We start from the raw sequence: 21,787 nt of genomic DNA, 5'->3' as shown, positions 1-21,787 counted from the left end.
CGACGCCGGGCCGTGCCCGTGGATAGGGTCGGACCCCATGGCTGGCAGACCGCCGGGCGCACCGCCCCAGACGACTGCGACGAGGCCCGGCGCCACCACGGCGTCCGACCCCGTGACGGCCCGGTTGCGCAAGAAGCTCCGCCGGGTCCGCCGAAGGCTGCGCAACGCCGGTGTGGACTACTTCCGCGGCGGCGCCGCCGACTGGCCGGTGCTCTGCGCGCTCGCCCTGCTCGTCCCCCTGCTGATCCTGCTCAACATCTGGATGCCCGACTGGGCCCCGCCCACCTCCCTGGTCCTGCCGATCCTGGCCGGCGCGCTGCTGCTGCGCCCCGGCAGCCTGGTGGTGCTCTACGCGCTCGCCGCACTCGGCCTCTCCGCCGAGTCCGTGATCCACACCGGCCAGCGGGTCGCCAGCGACAACCCGGAGGCCTACGTCTACGGCGTGACCCCGGGCGCGGCCCTGGTGGTCGGCGCCGCCGGGGTGGGCGGACTGCTGCTGGCCCAGTTCCGGGCCAGGGTCGGCGTGCCCTGGTGGGGCGGCTCCACCATGCTCTTCGACCTGCGCGAGCGCCTTCGGGTGCAGAGCCGGGTGCCCGCGCTGCCGGCCGGCTGGCACGCGGACATGGCGCTGCGCCCGGCCGGCGGCCAGTCCTTCTCCGGGGACTTCGTGGTCGCCGCTCGGACCGGCCCCGGCCAGCGGCTGCTGGAGGTGGTCCTCGCGGACGTCTCCGGCAAGGGCATGGACGCCGGCTCCCGCGCGCTGCTGCTCTCCGGCGCCTTCGGCGGCCTGGTCGGCTCGCTGCCCGCGCACGACTTCCTGCCCGCCGCCAACGGCTACCTGCTGCGCCAGTCCTGGGAGGAGGGCTTCGCCACCGCCGTCCACCTGGTGCTGGACCTGGACACCGGCGAGTACGAGCTGCTGTCGGCCGGGCACCTGCCGGGCATGCAGCGCCTGGCCGGCGCCGGGCGCTGGGAGGTCAAGCAGGCCGAGGGCCCGCTGCTGGGGATCTACGACGGCGCCAAGTTCGAGGGCGTGCGCGGCCGGCTGAACCGGGGGGACGTCCTGCTGCTGTGCACCGACGGCATGGTCGAGGCGCCGGGGCGGGACCTCACGGAGGGCATGGACCGGCTGATGGGGGAGGCCGACCGGCTGGTGCCCGGTGCCGACCGGGGCGCGGGTGCGGGCGCCGCCGCCGCGCTGATCGAAACCGTGGCCCGGGACATCAACGACGACCGCGCGGTGCTGCTGCTCTGGCGCGACTGAGCCGCGACCCGCTCGCGTGCACATGCCGCGGGCATCGGCTGTCAAGCCAGGCAGCTGATCTTCGGCCAAATCGGACGGCCCGCCGACGGACCGGACCAGCGGCTTCCGCTACCCGCCCCCGACCGCTTCCCGGCCGCTCAGCACGGCCCCGCCGACGATCCGTCAGCGCGGCTCGGCTATCGTCCCGGTCGGCGGAAACTCGTCTCGCATCGCAGGATATCGGCGCTGGGCTGACTGTCAGACCTTTACGCAATCGGCACGGTCGACCACACTGAGTCCGGGCGGGACTGTTCAGGATTCGGGGGATAGGGGGCGTCACATGCGGCACGACAGACAGCGGTCGACCGTGGCCTCCCTCACCGGCGGTGTGTCGGACGGTCCGCGATTCCGCCTCGGGACCGTGGGACATGCCGGGGTCCGGCTTTCGCTGGTGTCGCCGGGTGGTGGCACCCCGCTATGAAAACGAGGAAGTGAGTCCGGGTGGCACTCTCCGTCTCCGCGCTGGTCCTGTTCGCGATCCTGAGCATCATCTTCATCCGCAACAAGCAGATGAAGATCCCGCACGCGATCGTCGCCGCCCTGTTCGGCTTCATGCTGCACGAGACCACGGTCGCGACCTCGATCAACTCCCTGCTGGCCAACCTGGCGCACAGCATCTCCAGCATCACCGGGGGCTGATCCGACCGCATCGCCCGCTCATCGGTCGGAGCGGGCGAGCAACCTTCACCGCCCGGCCCGTCTGGCCTCCCGCCAGCGAGCGAACAGTCCCCGGGGGCGTGCGGCCGCCGGGGCCGGGGCGCGCATCGGCGCGGGTGCCACGGCGCCCGTCGGCGTGGTCCGCCCCGGGGCCGTCCGCTCGGCCGTCAACAGGACGAACAGCCGTGCCCAGCACAGCCGTTCGCCCCGCGGCCAGTCCAGCGCGCGCAGCGCGGCCGACGCCGCCTCCGACACCTCGCCGCCCACCCGGACCTCGGCGACGTCGTCCCCGGCCTTCCCGCCCAGGAAGAGCTTGACCCCGACCGGCCCCGGACCGGTCAGTTCCGCGCGCAGGGCGGGGGCCAGCGCCGGGAGCACCCGGTTCTCGGCGAGCCACCCCGCCAAGTGCTCGTTGCCGAAGCCGAACACCGCGGCCGGCCCCTGGACCGCGCGCCAGCCCGGGAGTTCGGGCAGGTCCGGGTGGTCGGCGTGCACCCCGCGCCCCTCGGCGAGCTCGACCAGCACCGAGGCGGTGGTGGTCGCCCACATCTTCACCGCGTTGGCGAGCTTCTCCTCCTCGGTCTTGCCGAGGCCGGCCGCGCAGTCCCACACCACCGGCGCGTCCGCCCGGCCGAGTTGCAGTACGAAGCCGAGGTCCACGTGGCCGGCGCCGTCGTCCCCGGGGTGCTCGCGCACCGCCACCGCCGTGGTGCCGGGGCCGCGCACCACCTCGCCGTCCAGCCTGAACACCTGGCCCAGTCGCGCCATCTCCCGGACCACACAGCGCTGTATGACGGCCAGTCGCTCCTGCGGACCCACCGCGACTCCTCCACCTTGGGAGCGCGGCGGCTGAGCTCGCGCTCGAACTGCACTCGAACGCCGCCGAGGCTATCGGCCCGACACCCAACCGGGAAACCATTCGGACTTCCCGGCCCTCCGGTCGCGGAATTGTTCTGAATGCCCCACTTTGGGCAGCGGAACCCGCACGCCTTCCGCCCGGAGAGCCCGCATGCCCCGCACCACCGACCCGACGCCCCCTCCGCCCCCGGCCCGGCCGCACCCGCTCCGGCAGCACCCGCCCGGCCCGCACCCGTCCGGCCCGTTCCCGTCCCGCCCGTTCCCGCTCCGCCCGGACGCCTCCGGCCTGGTCGCCGAGATCGAGGCCTACCTCGCCTCGCTGCCCGCCCCCGCGCGCGCCCCCGGACCGTACGTCTGCCCGTACGGCCGTACCGCGAGCCCCTGGTTCGCCGGCCACCCGGTGCCCCGGGCGACCCTGCTCGACCGGGCGCTGCGCCGCCCGGCCCGTCCGGTCCCGGTCACCGCGGCCGACCACCTCCGGCTGGCCTCCCGCTACATCGGCGTCCACGGCTGGCTGCAGGGCGCGATGTGGGACGAGGGAGGTCGGGTCTGCCTGCTCGGCGCCCAGGCCGCCGTGCTGGCGCACGGCTACGGCACCCCGGCCACGGTCCGCACCGCCCGGGTCCAGCTGATGGAGGTGCTGCACGGCACCGGACGCCCGGCGCGCTCCCCGGACGAGTTCAACGACCGCCCCACCACCCGGGAGGGCGACGTCCACCTGCTGCTCGACCGGGCCGCGGCCAGGGCCGCCCGCCTCGGACTCTGAGCGGGGCGGGGGAGGGGCGCACGGGCCCCGGAAACGCAACCGGCCCCGGCGCGGAATGCGCGCCGGGGCCGGACGAGGAGCGGGCGACGAGAATCGAACTCGCGTGACTAGTTTGGAAGACTAGGGCTCTACCATTGAGCTACGCCCGCGTGACCCCCCAGCCGTCACCGGCCGGAAGTTCGGGCAACAGCGTACCTGGTCCGGCCGCCCGCGTGCACACTCCATTTCGGGAACCCCCGTCGCGCACCCCCGCGCGCCCGTCCGCCCGCGTCGCCCCGCGCCCGCGCGGAATGGCCCGCGCGCAATACCCGGCGAGCCGAACAGGCCCGCCGTGTACGCTTCCTCTCGGCACCACGGGGTGTGGCGCAGTTTGGTAGCGCGTCCGCTTTGGGAGCGGAAGGCCGTCGGTTCGAATCCGGCCACCCCGACAGTGCGGCAGGGTCTCGCCCACCGGGGCGGGGCCCTGTTCTGTTCGGCCGGTACGGTGGCGCCTGGCGTCCGCCTTTCGTGGTACCGGTAGGATGGGGCGCTGGCGGTAGTCCCTGCGGCGTCAACCCAGGTCAACCGCACGAGGGCGAGGAGTCAAGCTCACCGTCCACCCCACGGGAGATGCAGCTCCAACCGCCCATCGCCCGTCTCGCCCGACCCACCCTTCCGGCTCCGGCCGGGCGGCGCGGCCGGGCGGAGACAACCTGACCGCAAGCCCCTAGGAGACCTAACCGTGAAGAGCGCCGTCGAGACTCTGAACCCCACGCGGGTTCGACTCACCGTCGAGGTGCCCTTCGAGGAGCTCAAGCCCAGCCTCGACGCGGCGTACAAGAAGATCAACCAGCAGGTCACGGTTCCGGGCTTCCGCAAGGGCAAGATCCCGGCTCGCGTCATCGACCAGCGTTTCGGCCGTGGCGCCGTGCTGGAAGAGGCCGTCAACGACGCCCTGCCGCGCTTCTACACGCAGGCCGTCGACGAGGGCAAGATCGAGGTCCTCGGCCAGCCCGACATCACCAACATCGAGGGTGTCGAGACGATCGCCGACGGCGGTGACCTGAAGTTCACCGCCGAGGTGGACATCCGTCCGGAGATCACCCTTCCGGAGTTCTCCTCCATCGAGGTGACGGTCGACCCGATCGTCGTCGCCGACGAGGACATCGAGAAGTCGCTGGAGCAGCTGCGCGAGCGCTTCTCGTCGGTCAAGGACGTCGAGCGCGCCGCGGCCGCCGGTGACATCGTGGTCGTCGACCTCGTCGCCAAGGTCGACGGTGAGGTGCCGGACGACGGCACCGCCACCGGCGTGAGCTACGAGATCGGCTCGGGCCGTCTGATCGACGGCATCGACGAGGCCGTCGTCGGCCTGTCGGCCGGCGAGGAGAAGACCTTCGAGACCGAGCTCAAGGGTGGCACCCAGGCGGGCAAGACCTCCGAGGTCACCGTCACCGTCACCACCGTCCAGGAGAAGGAGCTGCCGGAGCTGGACGACGAGTTCGCCCAGCTGGCCAGCGAGTTCGACACCCTGGAGGAGCTCCGCGCCGACTCCCGCAAGCGCCTGGAGCGCATGAAGGAGTACGACCAGGCCACCCAGGCCCAGGAGAAGGTGCTGGACGCCCTGCTGGCGCTGGTCGAGATCGAGTACCCCGAGAAGCTCCTCGCGGACGAGATCCAGACCCGCAAGCACAACGTCGAGCACCACCAGCTGGAGCCGATGGGCCTGAACCTCGAGGCTTACCTGGAGACCCAGGGCAAGACCCGCGAGGAGTGGGACGCGGAGATCGAGGAGCAGGCGAAGAAGGGCATCAAGACCCAGTTCGTCCTGGACCAGATCGTCGCCGACGAGGAGCTGGGTGTTAACCAGGAGGAGCTGACCGAGCACCTCATCCGCCGCGCCGCCGGCTCGGGTCTCACCCCCGACCAGTTCGCGCAGCAGGTCGTCCAGGGTGGCCAGGTGCCGCTGCTGGTCGGCGAGGTCGCCCGTGGCAAGGCGCTGGCCACGGTGGTCGAGGCCGCCAAGGTCGTCGACACCGAGGGCAACGAGATCAACTTCGACGACGAGGACGAGACGGCCGAGACCGTCGAGGCCCCCGCCGCCGAGGCCGCCGAGGAGAAGACCGAGGCCTGAGCCCCGGCAGCCCCCTGAGGCACACAGCGGGCCCGGACGCCGTCATGGTGTCCGGGCCCGCTGTCTTCCCGCCCGCGGGCCGTCGCGACCCTGCGCTCACAGCGAACAGTTCTGCGTGAGGGATTCTGCGGCCCGGCCTGCGCGTTAGGGTCCTTGGACAGCGACAATCACGACGTGATACCCGGAAGCTGTGCGACATCGTGACGGCCGTCGAGCGACCGTCCAAAACGACTGAGCAGGTGGCTAAGTGACGTTCCCGCAGATGCAGATGCCTGGCCCGATGGCGCCGCACGCCGCCGCTGGTGACGTGCTCGGCGGCCTTGGCGACCAGGTCTACAACCGGCTGCTGAACGAGCGGATCATCTTCCTCGGCCAGCAGGTCGACGACGACATCGCCAACAAGATCACCGCGCAGCTGCTGCTGCTGGCCGCGGACCCGGAAAAGGACATCTTCCTCTACATCAACTCCCCGGGCGGCTCGATCTCGGCCGGCATGGCGATCTACGACACCATGCAGTACATCAAGAACGACGTCGTCACCATCGCGATGGGCATGGCCGCCTCGATGGGCCAGTTCCTGCTGACGGCCGGCGCCAAGGGCAAGCGCTTCTCGCTGCCGAACGCCAACATCCTGATGCACCAGCCCTCCGCGGGCCTGGGCGGCTCCGCCACCGACATCCGCATCCAGGCCGAGCAGCTGCTCCGCACCAAGAAGCGGATGTCCGAGCTGATCGCCTTCCACAGCGGCCAGTCCTTCGAGCAGATCACCCGGGACTCCGACCGCGACCGCTGGTTCAGCCCGGAGGAGGCCCTGGAGTACGGCCTCATCGACGCGATCATGCACAGCGCCGCGGACGTCCCCGGCGGCGGCGGCACGGGCGCCTGAGCCTCGGCCCGGCCCACGAGACCACAGCCACAACGCCCCGGAGGACCAGAATCCCCATGAACATCCCCAGCCTGTCGTCCGCCCAGGCCCGCGTCGAGGACATGCGCGCGGAGGGCCGCTACATCGTCCCGCGCTTCGTCGAGCGCACCACGCAGGGCATCCGCGAGTACGACCCGTACGCCAAGCTGTTCGAGGAGCGCATCATCTTCCTCGGCTCCCAGGTGGACGACGTCTCGGCGAACGACATCATGGCCCAGCTGCTGTGCCTGGAGTCGATGGACCCGGACCGCGAGATCCAGATGTACATCAACTCGCCCGGCGGCTCGTTCACGGCCCTGACGGCCATCTACGACACCATGCAGTACGTGAAGCCGGACATCACCACGGTCTGCATGGGCCAGGCGGCCTCCGCCGCGGCCGTGCTGCTCGCCGCCGGCACCCCCGGCAAGCGGATGGCGCTGCCGAACGCCCGGATCCTGATCCACCAGCCGTACACCGAGACCGGCCGCGGCCAGGTGTCCGACCTGGAGATCCAGGCCAAGGAGATCTTCCGGATGCGCGAGCAGCTGGAGCAGATGCTCTCCAAGCACTCCAACAAGTCGGTGGAGCAGGTCCGCGAGGACATCGAGCGCGACAAGATCCTCACCGCCGAGGAGGCCGCCGAGTACGGCCTGATCGACCAGATCATCTCCACCCGCAAGACCTCGCTGACCTCCTGAGGCCGGCTCCCTCCGGGTCCGCGGGCGGGCACGGAGGACCCGTCGGGGCGGGGCACGCACCCCTGGTGCGAGTCCCGCCCCGACCCGTCGGCGGCGCCGTGCCACGGCATCTGTTCGGTATCAATTCGCCCAGGGCGTAGGGCAGACCCGGCGAAGAGGACGGAATCAAGGGCCCGGCAGAGTACCGTCGGATAGCGAGACCGAGCGCCGTCGGCGTTGACGGTCCACAGCACCAGGCCCCGGAACCCCTGCGGGGCCCCTGGCGAAGGGGAAGCACCTCGTGGCACGCATCGGAGACGGTGGCGACCTGCTCAAGTGCTCGTTCTGCGGCAAGTCGCAGAAGCAGGTGAAGAAGCTGATCGCCGGCCCAGGCGTGTACATCTGCGACGAGTGCATCGACCTGTGCAACGAGATCATCGAGGAGGAACTCGCCGAGACCTCCGAGGTGCGCTTCGAGGAACTCCCGAAGCCGCGCGAGATCTACGAGTTCCTGGACCAGTACGTCGTCGGCCAGGACCTCGCCAAGAAGGCGCTGTCGGTGGCCGTCTACAACCACTACAAGCGGGTCCAGGCCGGCGAGGCGGGCCGCAGCGGCGGCAACGGCCGCGAGGACGCCATCGAGCTGGCCAAGTCCAACATCCTGCTGCTGGGCCCCACCGGCTCCGGCAAGACGCTGCTGGCGCAGACCCTGGCCCGGATGCTCAACGTGCCGTTCGCGATCGCGGACGCCACCGCGCTGACCGAGGCCGGCTACGTCGGCGAGGACGTCGAGAACATCCTGCTCAAGCTGATCCAGGCGGCCGACTACGACGTCAAGAAGGCCGAGACCGGGATCATCTACATCGACGAGATCGACAAGGTCGCGCGCAAGAGCGAGAACCCGTCGATCACCCGGGACGTCTCCGGCGAGGGCGTGCAGCAGGCCCTGCTGAAGATCCTGGAGGGCACCACCGCGTCGGTGCCGCCGCAGGGCGGGCGCAAGCACCCGCACCAGGAGTTCATCCAGATCGACACCACCAACGTGCTGTTCATCGTCGGCGGCGCGTTCGCCGGCCTGGAGCGGATCATCGAGGGCCGCGCGGGTGCCAAGGGCATCGGCTTCGGCGCCAACATCCGCTCCAAGCGGGAGTCGGACGCCAGCGACCACTTCCGCCAGGTGATGCCCGAGGACCTGGTGAAGTTCGGCATGATCCCCGAGTTCATCGGCCGTCTGCCGGTGATCACCAGCGTGCACAACCTGGACCGCGAGGCGCTGCTGCAGATCCTCACCGAGCCGCGCAACGCGCTGGTCAAGCAGTACCGCAAGCTCTTCGAACTCGACGGCGTGGAGCTGGAGTTCTCCCGGGACGCGCTGGAGGCGATCGCCGACCAGGCGATCCTGCGCGGCACCGGTGCGCGCGGTCTGCGGGCCATCATGGAGGAGGTGCTGATGTCCGTGATGTACGAGGTCCCCTCGCGCCAGGACGTCGCCCGCGTGGTGGTCACCGGGGACGTCGTCTCCAAGCACGCCATCCCCACCCTGGTCCCGCGCGACATGATCAAGCGCGAGCGCCGCGACAAGAGCGCCTGACCGAGGCCGTTCCGCGAGAGGGGCCCCGCACCGGATCCGGTGCGGGGCCCCTCTCGCGTGCGCGCGCCGTCCGGCGCGGGCGCTACTTGGCGACGACCATGGCGTCGCGGATCGTCCGGGTCTTGGCGGCCGCCTGCTCCGCGGTGAGCGCCTGGCCGCCGCCACCGCTCAGGCTGACCTTGGTGAAGGAGACCCGGCCGGTGGTGGACTTGTCCGCCCACACGCAGATCGTCGGGCCGGGCTTGCCGAGCATGGTCGAGGTGCCGCAGGAGAGCTTCGCCCCGGAGTTGTTGGCGTCCTGCGCCGGGAAGTCGGCCATCGACGTGGACAGGCCGTCGCCGTCCTTCTTGGAGTCCTCGATGATCTGCGCGGGGTCGTTGAGGTTGCCGTAGACGCCGACCACCGAGAAGGTGTCCATCGGGTCCGAGCTCTTGCTGTAGCTGGCCACCAGGACCTGCAGGTCGGTGCCGAACTTGGACGCCCCGGGCTTGCTCATGTCGGCGGCCTGCTCCTTGGCCGACTTCTGGACGTAGCCGTCGGCCAGGGTCTGCGGGGCGGTGATCTTGTACTGGCCGCCCTTGTCGCCGCCGAGGAACTTCCACGCGGCGAAGCCGCCGCCGCCCAGCACCAGCGCGCCGATCACCAGGCCGACGACCAGGCCGCCCTTGCCCTTCCGCGGCGGCTGCGGGTAACCCGGCTGCCCGTACGGCGCCTGCGGCGGCACCCCGTACGGCTGCTGGGGCGCGCCGTAGGGCTGCTGCGGCGGGTAGCCGTACTGGGGCTGCGGGGCGCCGTAGGGCTGCTGCGGGGGCTGGCCGTACGGCGGCTGGCCACCGTAAGGCTGCTGCGGCTGTCCCTGCGGATACTGCTGTCCCTGGCCGTACATCTGCGTCTGTGCTCCCCCGCCGCACCCGCGGCCTGTCTCGGTGTGGAGTCGTTCCGTGTACGCCCGGTCAACCGGACGAACGCCCGGGCACGGTACCGCACGGCACCCGTCCGGGGCCCGTTCGGGCGCGGCGGGTCCACGGACCGAAAGCGGTTCGTGACCCGCCCCCACGGTTACGTAAACTGTGCGTCGTGACCGACACGACGAACCAGCGCCCCGTGAGCACCACCGGGGACGACGCGGCGACCCTCCCGACGACCTACACCCCAGCGGACGTAGAGGGCGAGCTGTACGAGCGCTGGGTAGAGCGTGGCTACTTCACCGCGGACGCCAAGAGCGACAAGCCCCCGTTCACCATCGTCATCCCGCCGCCGAACGTCACCGGCAGCCTGCACCTGGGCCACGCCTTCGAGCACACGCTGATCGACGCCCTGGTCCGCCGCAAGCGCATGCAGGGCTTCGAGGCCCTGTGGCAGCCCGGCATGGACCACGCCGGCATCGCCACCCAGAACGTGGTCGAGCGCGAGCTCGCCAAGGAGGGCAAGTCCCGCCACGACCTGGGCCGCGAGGCCTTCGTCGAGCGCGTCTGGAAGTGGAAGGCGGAGTCCGGCGGCCAGATCTCCGGCCAGATGCGGCGCCTGGGCGACGGCGTCGACTGGTCCCGCGAGCGCTTCACGATGGACGAGGGCCTGTCCCAGGCCGTCCAGACCATCTTCAAGAAGCTCTACGACGACGAGCTGATCTACCGCGCCGAGCGCATCATCAACTGGTGCCCGCGCTGCCTGACCGCCATCTCGGACATCGAGGTGGAGTACCAGGACGACGACGGCGAGCTGGTCTCGATCCGCTACGGCGAGGGCGAGAACTCCATCGTCGTGGCCACCACCCGCGCCGAGACGATGCTGGGCGACACCGCGGTCGCCGTCCACCCGGAGGACGAGCGCTACAAGCACCTGGTCGGCACCGAGATCGAGCTGCCGCTGACCGGCCGCCGGATCCCGATCGTCGCCGACACCCACGTCGATCCGGAGTTCGGCACCGGCGCCGTCAAGGTGACGCCCGCGCACGACCCGAACGACTTCGAGATCGGCCAGCGGCACGACCTGCCGAACATCGCCGTCATGGACGAGCACGCCGTCATCACCGTGCACGGCCCCTTCCTCGGCCTGGACCGCCTGGAGGCCCGCTCGGCGATCGTCGCCGCGCTGCGCGCCGAGGGCCGGATCGTCGCCGAGAAGCGCCCGTACACCCACTCGGTGGGCCACTGCTCGCGCTGCAAGACCACCATCGAGCCGCGGCTGTCCATGCAGTGGTGGGTCAAGGTCGGCCCGCTCGCCCAGGCCGCCGGTGACGCGGTCCGCGACGGCAAGGTCAAGATCCACCCGCAGGAGATGGAGAAGCGGTACTTCGACTGGGTCGACAACCTGCACGACTGGTGCATCTCGCGCCAGCTGTGGTGGGGCCACCGCATCCCGGTCTGGTACGGCCCGAACGGCGAGATCGTCTGCGTCGGCCCCGACGAGCAGCCGCCGACGGGCGAGGGCTGGCACCAGGACACCGACGTCCTGGACACCTGGTTCTCCTCCGGCCTGTGGCCGTTCTCCACGCTCGGCTGGCCGGAGCAGACCGAGAGCCTCGCGAAGTTCTACCCGAACTCCGTCCTGGTCACCGGCTACGACATCCTGTTCTTCTGGGTCGCCCGGATGATGATGTTCGGCCTCTACGCGATGGACGGCACCCCGCCGTTCCACACCATCGCGCTGCACGGCATGGTCCGTGACCAGAACGGCAAGAAGATGTCGAAGTCCTTCGGCAACGTGGTCAACCCGCTGGACTGGATGGACAAGTACGGCTCCGACGCGCTGCGCTTCACCCTGGCGCGCGGTGCCAACCCGGGCGTCGACGTGCCGATCGGCGAGGACTGGGTCCAGGCGGCGCGCAACTTCGCCAACAAGATCTGGAACGCCACCCGCTTCGCGCTGATGAACGGCGCCACCGTCGAGGGCCCGCTGCCCGCGCCGGAGGAGCTGACCGCGAGCGACCGCTGGATCCTGTCGCGCCTCAACAGCACCGTCGCCGAGGTGGACGGGCTGTACGAGGACTACCAGTTCTCCAAGCTCTCCGAGGCGCTGTACCACTTCGCCTGGGACGAGGTCTTCGACTGGTACGTCGAGCTCTCCAAGACCACCCTGGCCAAGGGCGGCCCGCAGGCCGACGCCGCGCGCCGGGTGCTCGGCGAGGTCCTGGACGTCACCCTGCGCCTGCTGCACCCGATCGTCCCCTTCGTCACCGAGACGCTGTGGACCACGCTGACCGGTGCCGAGTCGGTGGTCATCGCCGACTGGCCGCAGGACAGCGGCTTCCGCGACGCCGCGGCCGAGGCGGAGATCGCCACGCTGCAGCAGGTCGTCACCGAGGTCCGCCGGTTCCGCACGGACCAGGGCCTCAAGCCGGGCCAGCGCGTCCCGGCCCAGCTGGACCTGGACGGCACCACGCTGGCCGCCCACGAGGACGCGATCCGCTCGCTGCTGCGGCTGACCGCCCCCGAGGAGGGCTTCGCGGCCACCGCCTCGCTGCCGGTCGCCGGCGCCACCGTGGCGCTGGACCTCTCCGGCACCATCGACGTCGCGGCGGAGCGCAAGCGCCTCGCCAAGGACCTCGCGGCCGCCGAGAAGGAGAAGGCCCAGACCACCGCCAAGCTCGGCAACGAGGCGTTCCTCGCCAAGGCGCCGGACGAGGTGGTCGCCAAGATCAAGACGCGGCAGGAGGCCGCCGAGGCCGACATCGCCCGGATCACCGCCCAGCTCGCGGCGCTGCCGCAGGGCTGAGCCGCCACCGGCCCGTGAGGGGCCGCACTCCGCGACACGCGGGGTGCGGCCCCTTCGGCGTTTCGCGCCCCGTGCTCCCGGTTCCGCCTCGGGGGCGCTTTCGTTACGCCTAATAGCGCAGCAACATTGCTCCCTTCCGGCGAATATTCATCCTGGACCGGGTGAGGTCCTATTCCGAGCGAATTGATTCCGGTCTTGCCCGCGCGCGTTCGCCGAAGTTTGCAGGTCGGATGTGTACGGTGTGCACGGAGTTTCCGAAGGACGTTTCTTCCGAGCGTTCCTGCGGGGTGTTCCTGATGGGCGACGGACGGGAGGGCACGGCGTGGTGGTGACCGAGGAGTTGGCCGACGAACTGCCTGCCGAGATGGTCGAGGAGGCCAAGGCCAGGGCGGCGACCCTGCTGCTCGCCTTCCGGCACGGGAACCAGCTCGCGTTCGACCACGAGCTGGACCTGTTGTTCGCCGAGCGCGCCGAACGCGAGGTGACCACGCTGCTCGCCTGGATCGCCGCCGAGGCCGTCCGCAAGGCGTACGCGCCCGAGGTCGGCGACCGGGTGCTGCGGGCGATGGCCCGGCGCGCCCCGGCCGACACCGGCGCGGTCGCGGTGGACGAGGAGAGCGCGAACGCCGCCCGGCTGATCGAGGCGGTGGCGGCCGGCGAGGTGGGCGAGGTCCGCGGCCTGGTCGCCTCGACGGCCGACACCACCTTCCTGCTGGGCGGTCTGCTGCAGGGCGTGGCGATGATGCTGCCGCTGCTGCCGGAGGGCGAACTCGCCGAGATCACCGCCGAGTTGCGCCGTCGGCACGGCGCCGCCGCGCATGTGCCGGAGGCCCGGGCCGGGGTCTGAGCTCCGACCTGTTGATAACTCAAGTCCCCTTCGGGAAAAGCGACTTGCCCCACACGGTGGAGTGGATCGGTCCCGCGGTCAGGACACGCCTAGGCGGCGAGCGGCCGTGCCTCGGCGTCGGCGGGCTCGGCGAGCGCGGCGGTCAGCGCGGCGATCCGGGCCGAGGCCAGGCCGTCGCCGTACGGGCTAGGGGTGGCCGCCAGCCGGGCGAGGCGTTCGGGGGTGTCGGTGAGCCAGTCGCGGGCCAGCCCGCCCAGCTCCTCGCCCGGGCCCACCAGCGCGGCGAAGCCGGCCGCCACGGCCTCCGGGCGCTCGGTGGAGCGGCGCACCACCAGCAGCGGACGGCCGAGCACGGTGCACTCCTCCTGCACGCCGCCGGAGTCGGAGACCAGCAGCGCCGCGTGGCTCGCCAGGCCCAGGAAGTCGCCGTAGCCGACCGGCCCGGTGACGGCCAGCCGCTCCAGCAGGCCGTCCAGGCCGAAGCGCTCGACGGCGGCCCGGGTGCGCGGGTGCATCGGGAACAGCACCGGGGTGCCGGCCCGGGCGATCCGGTCCAGTTCGGCGAGCACGGCGCCGAGTGCCTCGGCGGTGTCGGTGTTCTCCGGGCGGTGCACGGTGGCCAGCACGTACCCGTCCGGGCGAAGCCCGTGCGCCGCGAGCAGCGCGGCGCGGGCGGCCGCGTCCGGCAGCTGACGGCGGACCACCTCGACGACGGTGTTGCCGGTGAGCGCGATCCGCTCCTCGGCCAGGGACTCGGCGCGCAGGTTGGCGACGTTGTCCCCGGTGGCGGCGCAGAGCAGGTCGGAGACGTGGTCGACCATCACCCGGTTGTGCTCCTCGGGCATCGCCCGGTCGAAGCTGCGCAGCCCGGCCTCGACGTGGACCAGCGGGATCCCCCGGGCGTTGGCGGCCAGCGCCCCGGCGAGGGTGGCGTTGGTGTCGCCCTGGACGACCACGGCGACGGGCCGGTCCTCGGCGAAGGCGGCGTCCAGCTGGCCCAGGGACTGGGCGATCTGGCCGGCCCGGGGGCGGCCGCCGACACCGGTGAGCAGCTCGGGCCGGGGCAGGTCCAGGTCGCGCAGGAAGCGCCCGGACATCGCCTCGTCCCAGTGCTGGCCGGTGTGCACCAGTCGGGTGGCGTCGCCGAGTTCGTGGATCAGCGGGGCGAGCTTGACCAGCTCGGGGCGGGTCCCGAGGACGACGGCGACGCTGGACGGGGGCAGACACGTGCTCATGCGGGGGCTCCGGTGGGGACGTGGGGAGGAAGCGAGGGGGGAGGGGCGGCGGCTCAGGACTCGAGCGCGGTGGGGGCGCCGAGGCCGACCTGCTCGGCGTTGCGGCGGGTCTTGGCCCAGCCGTTGCGTCCGAGCAGCATCCGGACGGCGGCCCGGGCCGCGACCACGAACAGGTGGTAGGCGTAGAGCCAGACCAGCACGCCCCAGAGCAGCCCGGTGAGCCGGCCGCGGTCGGGGTGGACGGCCCGGCGGTAGGCGAGGCCCCAGAACACCATCGGCAGCGTGGCGAGCAGGAAGGCGAGCAGCATCCACGGCCCGAAGCGGAGCTGGAAGTCGGCGGTCTCGGCGGGGAAGAGCACCAGCCCGGCGGCGGTGATCCCGAGCGAGAGCGGGAACAGCAGCACCAGCAGCACGCAGACCACGGGCTGCAGGAAGGTGTACATCACCTCGGCCTTGCCGGACCAGGTGTAGTGCGGGGAGCGCAGCACCCGGCCGGTGTAGCGCAGGCACTGCATGTTGCCCTGGGCCCAGCGGGTGCGCTGGGTGAGGAAGCGGCGCAGCGAGACCAGGCCCTCCTGGGAGACCTGGGTCTCGGTGACATGGGTGAGCCGCCAGCCGGCCAGGCGCAGGTCCAGGCCGGATTCGTAGTCCTCCAGCAGCGCGCGCTCGGGCCAGGGGCGGCCGGCCCGGCCCTCCTCGGCGGTGAGCGAGTCGAGGGCGGTGAGCCGGACGAACTGGCCGTTGCCGCCGAGGCCGACGCTGCCGGTGCGGCGGCGCAGCAGCTGCATGCCGGCGTTGTTGGCCTGGAACTCGACGTCCTGCATCCGGACGAGCGCGCGGGCCAGCGCGTTGGCGGCGCGGCCGCGCCCGGGCAGCGGGAGCTCGTCGTCGGCGTTGCGCATCCGGACGCCGATCTGGACGGCGCCGGTGTCGGGCCGGCCGAGCGCCTTGGCGTTGCAGACCCGGGCGAGGGTGCCGGGGTCGAGCTGGCCGTCGGCGTCGACCACGCCGATCACCACCCGGGAGCGGTCGGTGGACCGGGGCAGCCGGTCGGAGATCTCCCGGTAGGCGGCGTTGAGGGCGGCGCCCTTGCCGATCCGGGCGTGCGGGCGGCGGCGCTGGACGAGGTGGACGCGCGGGTCGCGGGCGGCCGCGGCGAGCACGAGCTCGCGGGTGGCGTCCTCGCTGTCGTCGTCGATCACCCACAGGTGCGCCTCGGGCGCGGCGGCCCGCAGGCCGTCCAGGGTCTGGGTGACCACGGCCTCCTCGTCGCGGCAGGGGATCACCAGGTGCCACTCGAAGGCGGCGGGGTCGCCGGGCTCGGCGGGCCGGCCGTGCTTGAAGGCGTGGCGGGAGCCGGCCCAGTACACGAGGAAGCGTCCGAAGACGAGCACCATGTAGCCGACGAGGGCCAGCGAGATCAGTCCGGCGACCCAGACGACGGCGTCCTGGCGAAGCTCGATCCACTCGTGCAGGGCGTCGGGCATGGCGCGGTGCTCCTTGTGATCAAAGGCTGGTGGCTCCTGTCGGCTGCGAATCGATGCTTCATTGCGGTTCAAACTCGCCAAAGAGATAGTAAAGCGATCAAACTGGAAGGTGTGGTGGAAGACCGGACAAAGTGGCCGTTCTCACCCCGGCCCTCGCCCCAGGCCTCACCCCAGCCCTCACCCCCGCTCTCACCCTGTGAGGACGCCCCGCCACCGCTCCGTAGACTGTGGACGTGAGTGACAAGGCCGACCCGAATCCGTACACCATCCGCCCCGCCGACGGCGGCACCGGAGACGCCCTGCGCGACGTCGAGGTGGAACTCTCCGAGCGCTGGCCGGAGAACAAGCTTGAGCCCTCCCTCGACCGGATCGAGGCGCTGATGGACATCCTGGGCCAGCCCCAGCGGTCCTTCCCCTCCATCCACATCACCGGCACCAACGGCAAGACCTCTACCGCCCGGATGATCGAGCAGCTGCTCAACACCTTCGAGCTGCGCACCGGCCGCTACACCAGCCCGCACGTGGAGTCCGTCACCGAGCGGATCAGCCTCGACGGCGCCCCGATCAGCCCCGAGCGCTTCGTCGAGGTCTACCGCGACATCGAGCCCTACGTGCGGATGGTCGACGCGGCGCAGCCGGTGCCGATGTCCTTCTTCGAGGTGCTCACCGGCATGGCCTACGCCGCCTTCGCCGACGCCCCGGTGGACGTCGGCGTGGTCGAGGTCGGCATGGGCGGCTCCTGGGACGCCACCAACGTCATCGACGCCGGCGTCGCCGTGATCACCCCGATCGGCCTGGACCACACCGACAAGCTCGGCGAGACCACCGGCGAGATCGCCGGCGAGAAGTCCGGGATCATCAAGTCCGGTGCCGTCGCCGTCGTCGCCCAGCAGCAGCTGGACGCCGCCCAGGTCATCCTGCGCCGCGCCGTCGAGGTCGACGCCACGGTCGCCCGCGAGGGCATGGAGTTCGGCGTGATCCGCCGCGAACTCGCGGTCGGCGGCCAGCTGGTGACGCTGCGCGGACTCGGCGGCGAGGAGTACGAGGACGTCTTCATCCCGCTGCACGGCGAGTACCAGGCGCAGAACGCGGCGCTGGCGCTGGCGGCGGTCGAGGCCTTCTTCGGCGTCGGCGGCGCCCGCGGCGGACAGCTCGACGTGGACAAGGTCCGCCAGGGCTTCGCCGGCGTCTCCTCCCCGGGCCGCCTGGAGATCGTGCGCCGCAGCCCCACGATCCTCCTGGACGCCGCGCACAACCCGCACGGCGCCCAGGCCACCGTCGCCGCGCTCACCGAGTCCTTCGGCTTCACCCGGCTGGTCGGCGTGATCGGCACCTCCGGGGACAAGGACGTGGCCGGCGTGCTGGAGGCCTTCGAGCCGATCCTGGCCGAGGTCGTCATCACCCAGAACTCCACCCACCGCGCGATGGACGTGGACGCGCTCGCCGCCCTGGCGGTCGAGGTCTTCGGCGAGGACCGCGTGCAGGTCGAGCCCAGGCTCGACGACGCCATCGCCGCGGCCGTCACCCTCGCCGAGGAGGAGGGCGACCTCGGCGGCGCCGGGGTGCTGGTCACCGGTTCGGTCATCACGGTGGGCGAGGCCCGCCTGCTGCTCGGGAGGAAGTGACATGAGGACGCTCTGCTCCTCGACGCTGATCGGCGAGGCGTTGCTGATCATGTTCGCGGCGCTGGTCGCGATGCGGCTCACCGACGTCTCCACCGGGGAGATCTGGACGGTCAGCGGCATCGCGATGGCCCTGTGCGTCGCGCTCTGCGGCATGATCGACCGGCCCGGCGCGGTGCAGATCGGCTGGGCGCTGCAGATCGGCCTGATCGCCGCCGGCTTCGTCCTGCCGACGATGTTCGGCCTCGGCGTGGTCTTCGCCGGCCTCTGGTGGTGCTCGGTGCACTACGGCCGCAAGGTGGACGCGTTCAAGGCCGCCCGCGCGGCCGCCGCCGAGGCCGCCGCCGAGGCCGCCGCCGCATAGGCCCGGCCGTAGCGGTCCGGGGGCCCGGACCAGCGCACCGACACGCCGTGTACGCAAGGTAACCTCTGCCGTGTCGGCCCACTCGTCGACCCGACCGTCCGTCGAACCGAATCCCCAGGAGACGCACCGTGTCCCAGCGCACTCTCGTCCTGCTCAAGCCCGACGCCGTCCGCCGCGGCCTGGCGGGCGAGATCATCAGCCGCATCGAGCGCAAGGCCGGCTGGCGCTTCGGCGCCGTCGAGCTGCGCACCTTCGACCGGGCGACGCTGGAGCAGCACTACGCGGAGCACGTCGGCCGCCCGTTCTACGAGCCGCTGCTGGAGTTCATGACCTCCGGCCCGTCGATCGCGCTGATCGTCGAGGGCGAGGAGGTCGTCAAGGGCATCCGCATGCTCGCCGGGGCCACAAACCCGCTGGAGGCCGGCGCCGGCACCATCCGCGGCGACTACGCGACGATCACCCGCGAGAACCTGATCCACGCCTCCGACTCCCCGGAGTCCGCCGAGCGCGAGATCAAGATCTTCTTCCCGGCCCACGCCTGAGCCGGCCCGGGCGACACGCCCGGAGGACCTTGGGACTGCCCCGGTCGGGACCATTGGCCCGGCCGGGGCATTCTTATCGGGAAATAGGGAACTGGGGGGGCCGACACGGCGTCCCAATCCTGGGAGAAGCGATCACGCTCCGGACAATGGACGGTATGCCCCACGTCGACGTCCGTACCGCACGGCGTGACTACGATGGACGCGACTCAAGGGCCCGGTAAGGCAGCTCAGCTGGTCTCCGCCCAAGCGTGGGCGCACGCAGTCGTCCACCCCCCATGAACTCCGAGCCCGGGAAGGCACCTACACCCCATGGCGAGCAACCTGTCGTTCATCGGCCGCGACTTGGCGATCGACCTCGGAACTGCCAACACGCTGGTGTACGTCAGGGGCAAGGGCATCGTCCTGAACGAGCCGTCGGTGGTCGCGGTGAACACCAACACCGGCGGCATCCTCGCCGTCGGCGCCGAGGCCAAGAAGATGATCGGCCGCACCCCGGGCAACATCGTCGCCATCCGCCCCCTCAAGGACGGCGTGATCGCCGACTTCGAGATCACCGAGCGGATGCTGCGGTACTTCATCCTCAAGATCCACCGCCGCCGCTACCTGGCCCGCCCGCGCGTCGTCGTCTGCGTGCCCTCCGGCATCACCGGCGTCGAGCGCCGCGCCGTCATCGAGGCCTCCTCGCAGGCCGGCGCCCGCCAGGTGCACATCATCGAGGAGCCGATGGCCGCCGCCATCGGCGCCGGCCTGCCCGTCCACGAGGCCACCGGCAACATGGTCGTCGACATCGGCGGCGGCACCACCGAGGTCGCCGTGATCTCCCTCGGCGGCATCGTCACCGCCCAGTCCATCCGGGTGGCCGGCGACGAACTGGACAACGCGATCGTCCAGCACATCAAGAAGGAGTACTCGCTCCTCCTCGGTGAGCGCAGCGCCGAACAGATCAAGATGAGCATCGGCAGCGCCTTCGGCATGGAGGGCGAGAAGGACGAGCACGCCGAGATCCGCGGCCGCGACCTCGTCAGCGGCCTCCCCAAGACCGTGGTCATCTCCGCCGCCGAGGTCCGCGAGGCCATCGACGAGCCGGTCAACTCGATCATCGACGCGGTCAAGACCACCCTCGACCAGTGCCCGCCCGAGCTGGCCGGCGACGTCATGGACCGCGGCATCGTCCTCACCGGCGGCGGCGCCCTGCTGCGCGGCCTCGACGAGCGGCTGCGCCGCGAGACCGGCATGCCGATCCACATCGCCGAGAACCCGCTCGACTCCGTCGCACTCGGCTCCGGCAAGTGCGTCGAGGAGTTCGAGGCCCTCCAGCAGGTACTCGACGCGCAGCCGCGCCGTTAGTACCAGCGCCAGCACCACCGCACATCCGACACTCGACTGACGGGCCGCCGCCCGGGCCCCACAGCCCCGGGCGGCCGCCAGGTACGAAGGGGCAGTACCAGCACCGTGAGGGACACACGAGAGAGCCGGCTGCTGCTCATCCTGCTGGTGGCCGTCGCCTTCGCGCTGATCACCGTGGACATCAAGGGCGGTGAGGACTCCCCGCTCGGCCCCGCCCGGCACGCGGCCGCCACCGTCCTCGGACCGGTCGAGCGCGGCGCCGCCACCGTCGTCGACCCCGTCGCCGACACCGTCCGGGCCTTCCGGGACACCGCGACCAACAGCGGCCGCACCGACCAGCTCGCCCGCGAGAACACCGAACTGCGGCAGAAGCTCGCCTCCTCCGACATGGCCGCCGGCCGCACCAAGCAGCTGGACGACCTGCTGCGCACCGCCGGCGCCGGCGGCTACACCGTCAAGGCCGCCCAGGTCATCGCGATCGGCCCGGCCCAGGGCTTCTCCTGGACCATCACCATCGACGCCGGCGGCGACGACGGCCTCACCCGCGACATGACCGTGATCAACGGCCAGGGCCTGGTCGGCCGGATCACCACCGTCGCCCCGACCACCGCCACCGTGCTGCTCGCCTCCGACCCCGGCTTCTCGGCCGGCACCCGGCTGGAGGGCACCGGCGAGATCGGCTTCGCCTCCGGCGGCGGCGACAGCCCGATGAAGGTCTCCCTGCTCAACGGCAAGGCCCAGGTCAAGGCCGGCGACCGGCTGGTCACCTTCGGCTCGCAGAGCGGCCGCCCGTTCGTGCCCGGCGTCCCGGTCGGCAAGGTCACCGAGGTCCAGGCCAACGCGGGCCAGCTGACCAAGACCGTCCTGGTCGAGCCCTTCGTCCAGTTCACCCGGCTGGACCTGGTCGGCGTCGTGGTCGTGCCCCCGCGCGCCGACCCCCGCGACGCCGTCCTGCCGCCGGCCCCCGCCGCGGGCCAGGGCCAGGCCCCCGCCGCGCCCGCCCCGGGCCAGGCCCCGGCCTCCGCGCCCGCCGCCCCGCCCGCCAAGCCCACTGGGGGGAACTGAGCCATGCGCCTCGCCCGCATCCCCGTCTCCGCCGTCCTGATGCTGTTCGGCCTGATCCTCCAGGTCAGCGTCTTCGGCCGGCTCCAGCTCCCGGGAGCCACCCCGGACATACTGCTGCTCGTCGTGGTCGGCCTGGCCATGGTCTACGGGCCCACCGGCGGCTGCCTGGTCGGCTTCACCGCCGGCCTGCTGGCCGACCTCGCACCGCCCTCCGACCACGCGATCGGCCGCTACGCGCTGGTGCTCTGCCTGATGGGCTACGCCGCCGGACTGCTGCGCCCCGACCACGGCCGCCAGCGCTCCGTCGCCAGCGCGCTGCTGGTGGTGGGCGCCGCGGCGGTCGCCTCCACGCTGCTGTACGCCACGGTCGGCGCCCTGGTCGGCGACACCGCGGCCCGGCACGTCGGCCTCGGCGGCCTGGTGATCAGCGCCCTGCTCTACGACCTGCTGCTGGCGCCGTTCGTGGTGCCGCTGGTGATGCTGCTCGGCCGCCGCTTCGGGCGCGACCCGGTGGCCGCCGCCGACGACGACGAGAGCGGCCCCGGCCTGGGCCTGGGCTCGCTGGCCCGCTACCGCACCACCCGCGAGGTCTCCTCCGGGCCGGGCTACCGGAAGCGGCGCGTGCCCGGCTTCGCCCGCCGCCCGTAACCGGTCCGGCCCCGACCTCCCGACTTCCCCGCACCCTGGAGCGCACG

General features: G+C 71.8%; 19 protein-coding genes and 2 tRNA genes. 16 read left to right on the top strand and 5 right to left on the bottom strand.

The genetic code is table 11. The features are described 5' to 3' along the window. The first annotated feature begins 37 nt into the window (after nucleotides 1-37). Nucleotides 38-1,264: a PP2C family protein-serine/threonine phosphatase gene (locus IE332_RS33065; protein ID WP_189923732.1), complete on the top strand. Its 1,227-nt coding sequence runs from the start codon at nucleotides 38-40 to the stop codon at nucleotides 1,262-1,264. Nucleotides 1,265-1,744: 480 nt separating this feature from the next. Next, entirely contained in the window at nucleotides 1,745-1,942 is a 198-nt protein-coding gene (locus tag IE332_RS33060) for a hypothetical protein (protein ID WP_030058274.1), read from the top strand. 45 nt (nucleotides 1,943-1,987) lie between these two features. On the opposite strand, the gene IE332_RS33055 is transcribed toward IE332_RS33060, so the two are convergent. Further along, complete coding sequence (locus IE332_RS33055; RefSeq protein WP_189923730.1) at nucleotides 1,988-2,779, bottom strand: DUF6348 family protein; 792 nt, start codon at nucleotides 2,777-2,779, stop codon at nucleotides 1,988-1,990. A gap of 190 nt (nucleotides 2,780-2,969) precedes the next feature. Between IE332_RS33055 and IE332_RS33050 the strand changes: the two genes are divergently transcribed. Then, a complete protein-coding gene (locus tag IE332_RS33050) occupies nucleotides 2,970-3,584 on the top strand; it encodes a DUF6197 family protein (protein WP_189923728.1) in 615 nt (204 codons plus the stop codon). Between the two features lie 78 nt (nucleotides 3,585-3,662). Here the strand turns inward: IE332_RS33050 and IE332_RS33045 are convergent. After that, nucleotides 3,663-3,733 (bottom strand) — tRNA-Gly (locus IE332_RS33045). Between the two features lie 205 nt (nucleotides 3,734-3,938). On the opposite strand from IE332_RS33045, the gene IE332_RS33040 reads away from it, so the two are divergent. From IE332_RS33040 to clpX, 5 genes are all read left to right on the top strand, one after another. Further along, nucleotides 3,939-4,012: transfer RNA gene (locus tag IE332_RS33040), tRNA-Pro, on the top strand. 293 nt (nucleotides 4,013-4,305) lie between these two features. After that, nucleotides 4,306-5,694 carry a trigger factor gene (gene tig, locus IE332_RS33035; protein ID WP_189923726.1) on the top strand — a complete coding sequence of 463 codons (1,389 nt, stop codon included), beginning with the start codon at nucleotides 4,306-4,308 and terminating at the stop codon, nucleotides 5,692-5,694. Between the two features lie 268 nt (nucleotides 5,695-5,962). Further along, the gene (locus IE332_RS33030) at nucleotides 5,963-6,580 is read left to right on the top strand and encodes an ATP-dependent Clp protease proteolytic subunit (protein ID WP_308437644.1); all 618 of its coding nucleotides are present in this window, start codon (nucleotides 5,963-5,965) and stop codon (nucleotides 6,578-6,580) included. A 56-nt stretch (nucleotides 6,581-6,636) separates the two neighbouring features. Beyond that, on the top strand, nucleotides 6,637-7,299 hold the full coding sequence (locus IE332_RS33025) for an ATP-dependent Clp protease proteolytic subunit (RefSeq protein ID WP_189923724.1): 663 nt from the start codon (nucleotides 6,637-6,639) through the stop codon (nucleotides 7,297-7,299). Between the two features lie 280 nt (nucleotides 7,300-7,579). Continuing rightward, a complete protein-coding gene (gene clpX, locus IE332_RS33020) occupies nucleotides 7,580-8,869 on the top strand; it encodes an ATP-dependent Clp protease ATP-binding subunit ClpX (protein ID WP_030058268.1) in 1,290 nt (429 codons plus the stop codon). Nucleotides 8,870-8,951: 82 nt separating this feature from the next. On the opposite strand, the gene IE332_RS33015 is transcribed toward clpX, so the two are convergent. Beyond that, nucleotides 8,952-9,755 carry a hypothetical protein gene (locus IE332_RS33015; protein ID WP_189923722.1) on the bottom strand — a complete coding sequence of 268 codons (804 nt, stop codon included), beginning with the start codon at nucleotides 9,753-9,755 and terminating at the stop codon, nucleotides 8,952-8,954. A gap of 191 nt (nucleotides 9,756-9,946) precedes the next feature. On the opposite strand from IE332_RS33015, the gene IE332_RS33010 reads away from it, so the two are divergent. Both IE332_RS33010 and IE332_RS33005 read left to right on the top strand, forming a co-directional pair. After that, the gene (locus IE332_RS33010; protein ID WP_189923719.1) at nucleotides 9,947-12,583 is read left to right on the top strand and encodes a valine--tRNA ligase; all 2,637 of its coding nucleotides are present in this window, start codon (nucleotides 9,947-9,949) and stop codon (nucleotides 12,581-12,583) included. 322 nt (nucleotides 12,584-12,905) lie between these two features. Beyond that, nucleotides 12,906-13,430, top strand: a complete 525-nt coding sequence (locus tag IE332_RS33005; protein WP_189923712.1) for a hypothetical protein — start codon at nucleotides 12,906-12,908, stop codon at nucleotides 13,428-13,430. Between the two features lie 89 nt (nucleotides 13,431-13,519). Here IE332_RS33005 and wecB read toward each other — a convergent pair whose 3' ends face one another. Further along, complete coding sequence (wecB, locus tag IE332_RS33000) at nucleotides 13,520-14,665, bottom strand: non-hydrolyzing UDP-N-acetylglucosamine 2-epimerase (protein ID WP_189923710.1); 1,146 nt, start codon at nucleotides 14,663-14,665, stop codon at nucleotides 13,520-13,522. Between the two features lie 53 nt (nucleotides 14,666-14,718). After that, the gene (locus tag IE332_RS32995) at nucleotides 14,719-16,062 is read right to left on the bottom strand and encodes an XrtP-associated glycosyltransferase (RefSeq protein WP_505744313.1); all 1,344 of its coding nucleotides are present in this window, start codon (nucleotides 16,060-16,062) and stop codon (nucleotides 14,719-14,721) included. Between the two features lie 323 nt (nucleotides 16,063-16,385). Between IE332_RS32995 and folC the strand changes: the two genes are divergently transcribed. The 6 genes from folC to mreD all read left to right on the top strand — a co-directional run bounded on the left by folC (nucleotide 16,386) and on the right by mreD (nucleotide 21,740). After that, complete coding sequence (folC, locus tag IE332_RS32990; RefSeq protein ID WP_189923706.1) at nucleotides 16,386-17,777, top strand: bifunctional tetrahydrofolate synthase/dihydrofolate synthase; 1,392 nt, start codon at nucleotides 16,386-16,388, stop codon at nucleotides 17,775-17,777. 1 nt (nucleotide 17,778) lies between these two features. Continuing rightward, the gene (locus IE332_RS32985; protein ID WP_189923704.1) at nucleotides 17,779-18,138 is read left to right on the top strand and encodes a DUF4233 domain-containing protein; all 360 of its coding nucleotides are present in this window, start codon (nucleotides 17,779-17,781) and stop codon (nucleotides 18,136-18,138) included. 128 nt (nucleotides 18,139-18,266) lie between these two features. Further along, nucleotides 18,267-18,680: a nucleoside-diphosphate kinase gene (gene ndk, locus IE332_RS32980; protein WP_189923702.1), complete on the top strand. Its 414-nt coding sequence runs from the start codon at nucleotides 18,267-18,269 to the stop codon at nucleotides 18,678-18,680. A gap of 321 nt (nucleotides 18,681-19,001) precedes the next feature. Continuing rightward, nucleotides 19,002-20,027: a rod shape-determining protein gene (locus tag IE332_RS32975; RefSeq protein WP_308437643.1), complete on the top strand. Its 1,026-nt coding sequence runs from the start codon at nucleotides 19,002-19,004 to the stop codon at nucleotides 20,025-20,027. Nucleotides 20,028-20,132: 105 nt separating this feature from the next. Next, the gene (gene mreC, locus IE332_RS32970) at nucleotides 20,133-21,092 is read left to right on the top strand and encodes a rod shape-determining protein MreC (protein ID WP_189923698.1); all 960 of its coding nucleotides are present in this window, start codon (nucleotides 20,133-20,135) and stop codon (nucleotides 21,090-21,092) included. A 3-nt stretch (nucleotides 21,093-21,095) separates the two neighbouring features. Beyond that, nucleotides 21,096-21,740 carry a rod shape-determining protein MreD gene (gene mreD / locus IE332_RS32965; protein WP_189923696.1) on the top strand — a complete coding sequence of 215 codons (645 nt, stop codon included), beginning with the start codon at nucleotides 21,096-21,098 and terminating at the stop codon, nucleotides 21,738-21,740. The last annotated feature ends 47 nt before the right edge of the window (nucleotides 21,741-21,787 follow it).

Source organism: Kitasatospora xanthocidica, assembly GCF_014656195.1.
GTDB lineage: Bacteria > Actinomycetota > Actinomycetes > Streptomycetales > Streptomycetaceae > Kitasatospora > Kitasatospora xanthocidica.
This window is presented reverse-complemented; position numbering and strand designations above follow the sequence as displayed.

Coding starts and splice junctions, on each gene's coding strand:
- wecB (WP_189923710.1), bottom strand. CDS start 14,665: ATGAGCACGTGTCTGCCCCCGTCCAGCGTCGCCGTCGTCCTCGGGACC.
- IE332_RS32985 (WP_189923704.1), top strand. CDS start 17,779: ATGAGGACGCTCTGCTCCTCGACGCTGATCGGCGAGGCGTTGCTGATC.
- IE332_RS33015 (WP_189923722.1), bottom strand. CDS start 9,755: ATGTACGGCCAGGGACAGCAGTATCCGCAGGGACAGCCGCAGCAGCCT.
- IE332_RS33065 (WP_189923732.1), top strand. CDS start 38: ATGGCTGGCAGACCGCCGGGCGCACCGCCCCAGACGACTGCGACGAGG.
- IE332_RS33025 (WP_189923724.1), top strand. CDS start 6,637: ATGAACATCCCCAGCCTGTCGTCCGCCCAGGCCCGCGTCGAGGACATG.
- IE332_RS32995 (WP_505744313.1), bottom strand. CDS start 16,062: ATGGTGCTCGTCTTCGGACGCTTCCTCGTGTACTGGGCCGGCTCCCGC.
- IE332_RS33050 (WP_189923728.1), top strand. CDS start 2,970: ATGCCCCGCACCACCGACCCGACGCCCCCTCCGCCCCCGGCCCGGCCG.
- mreD (WP_189923696.1), top strand. CDS start 21,096: ATGCGCCTCGCCCGCATCCCCGTCTCCGCCGTCCTGATGCTGTTCGGC.
- IE332_RS33030 (WP_308437644.1), top strand. CDS start 5,963: ATGCCTGGCCCGATGGCGCCGCACGCCGCCGCTGGTGACGTGCTCGGC.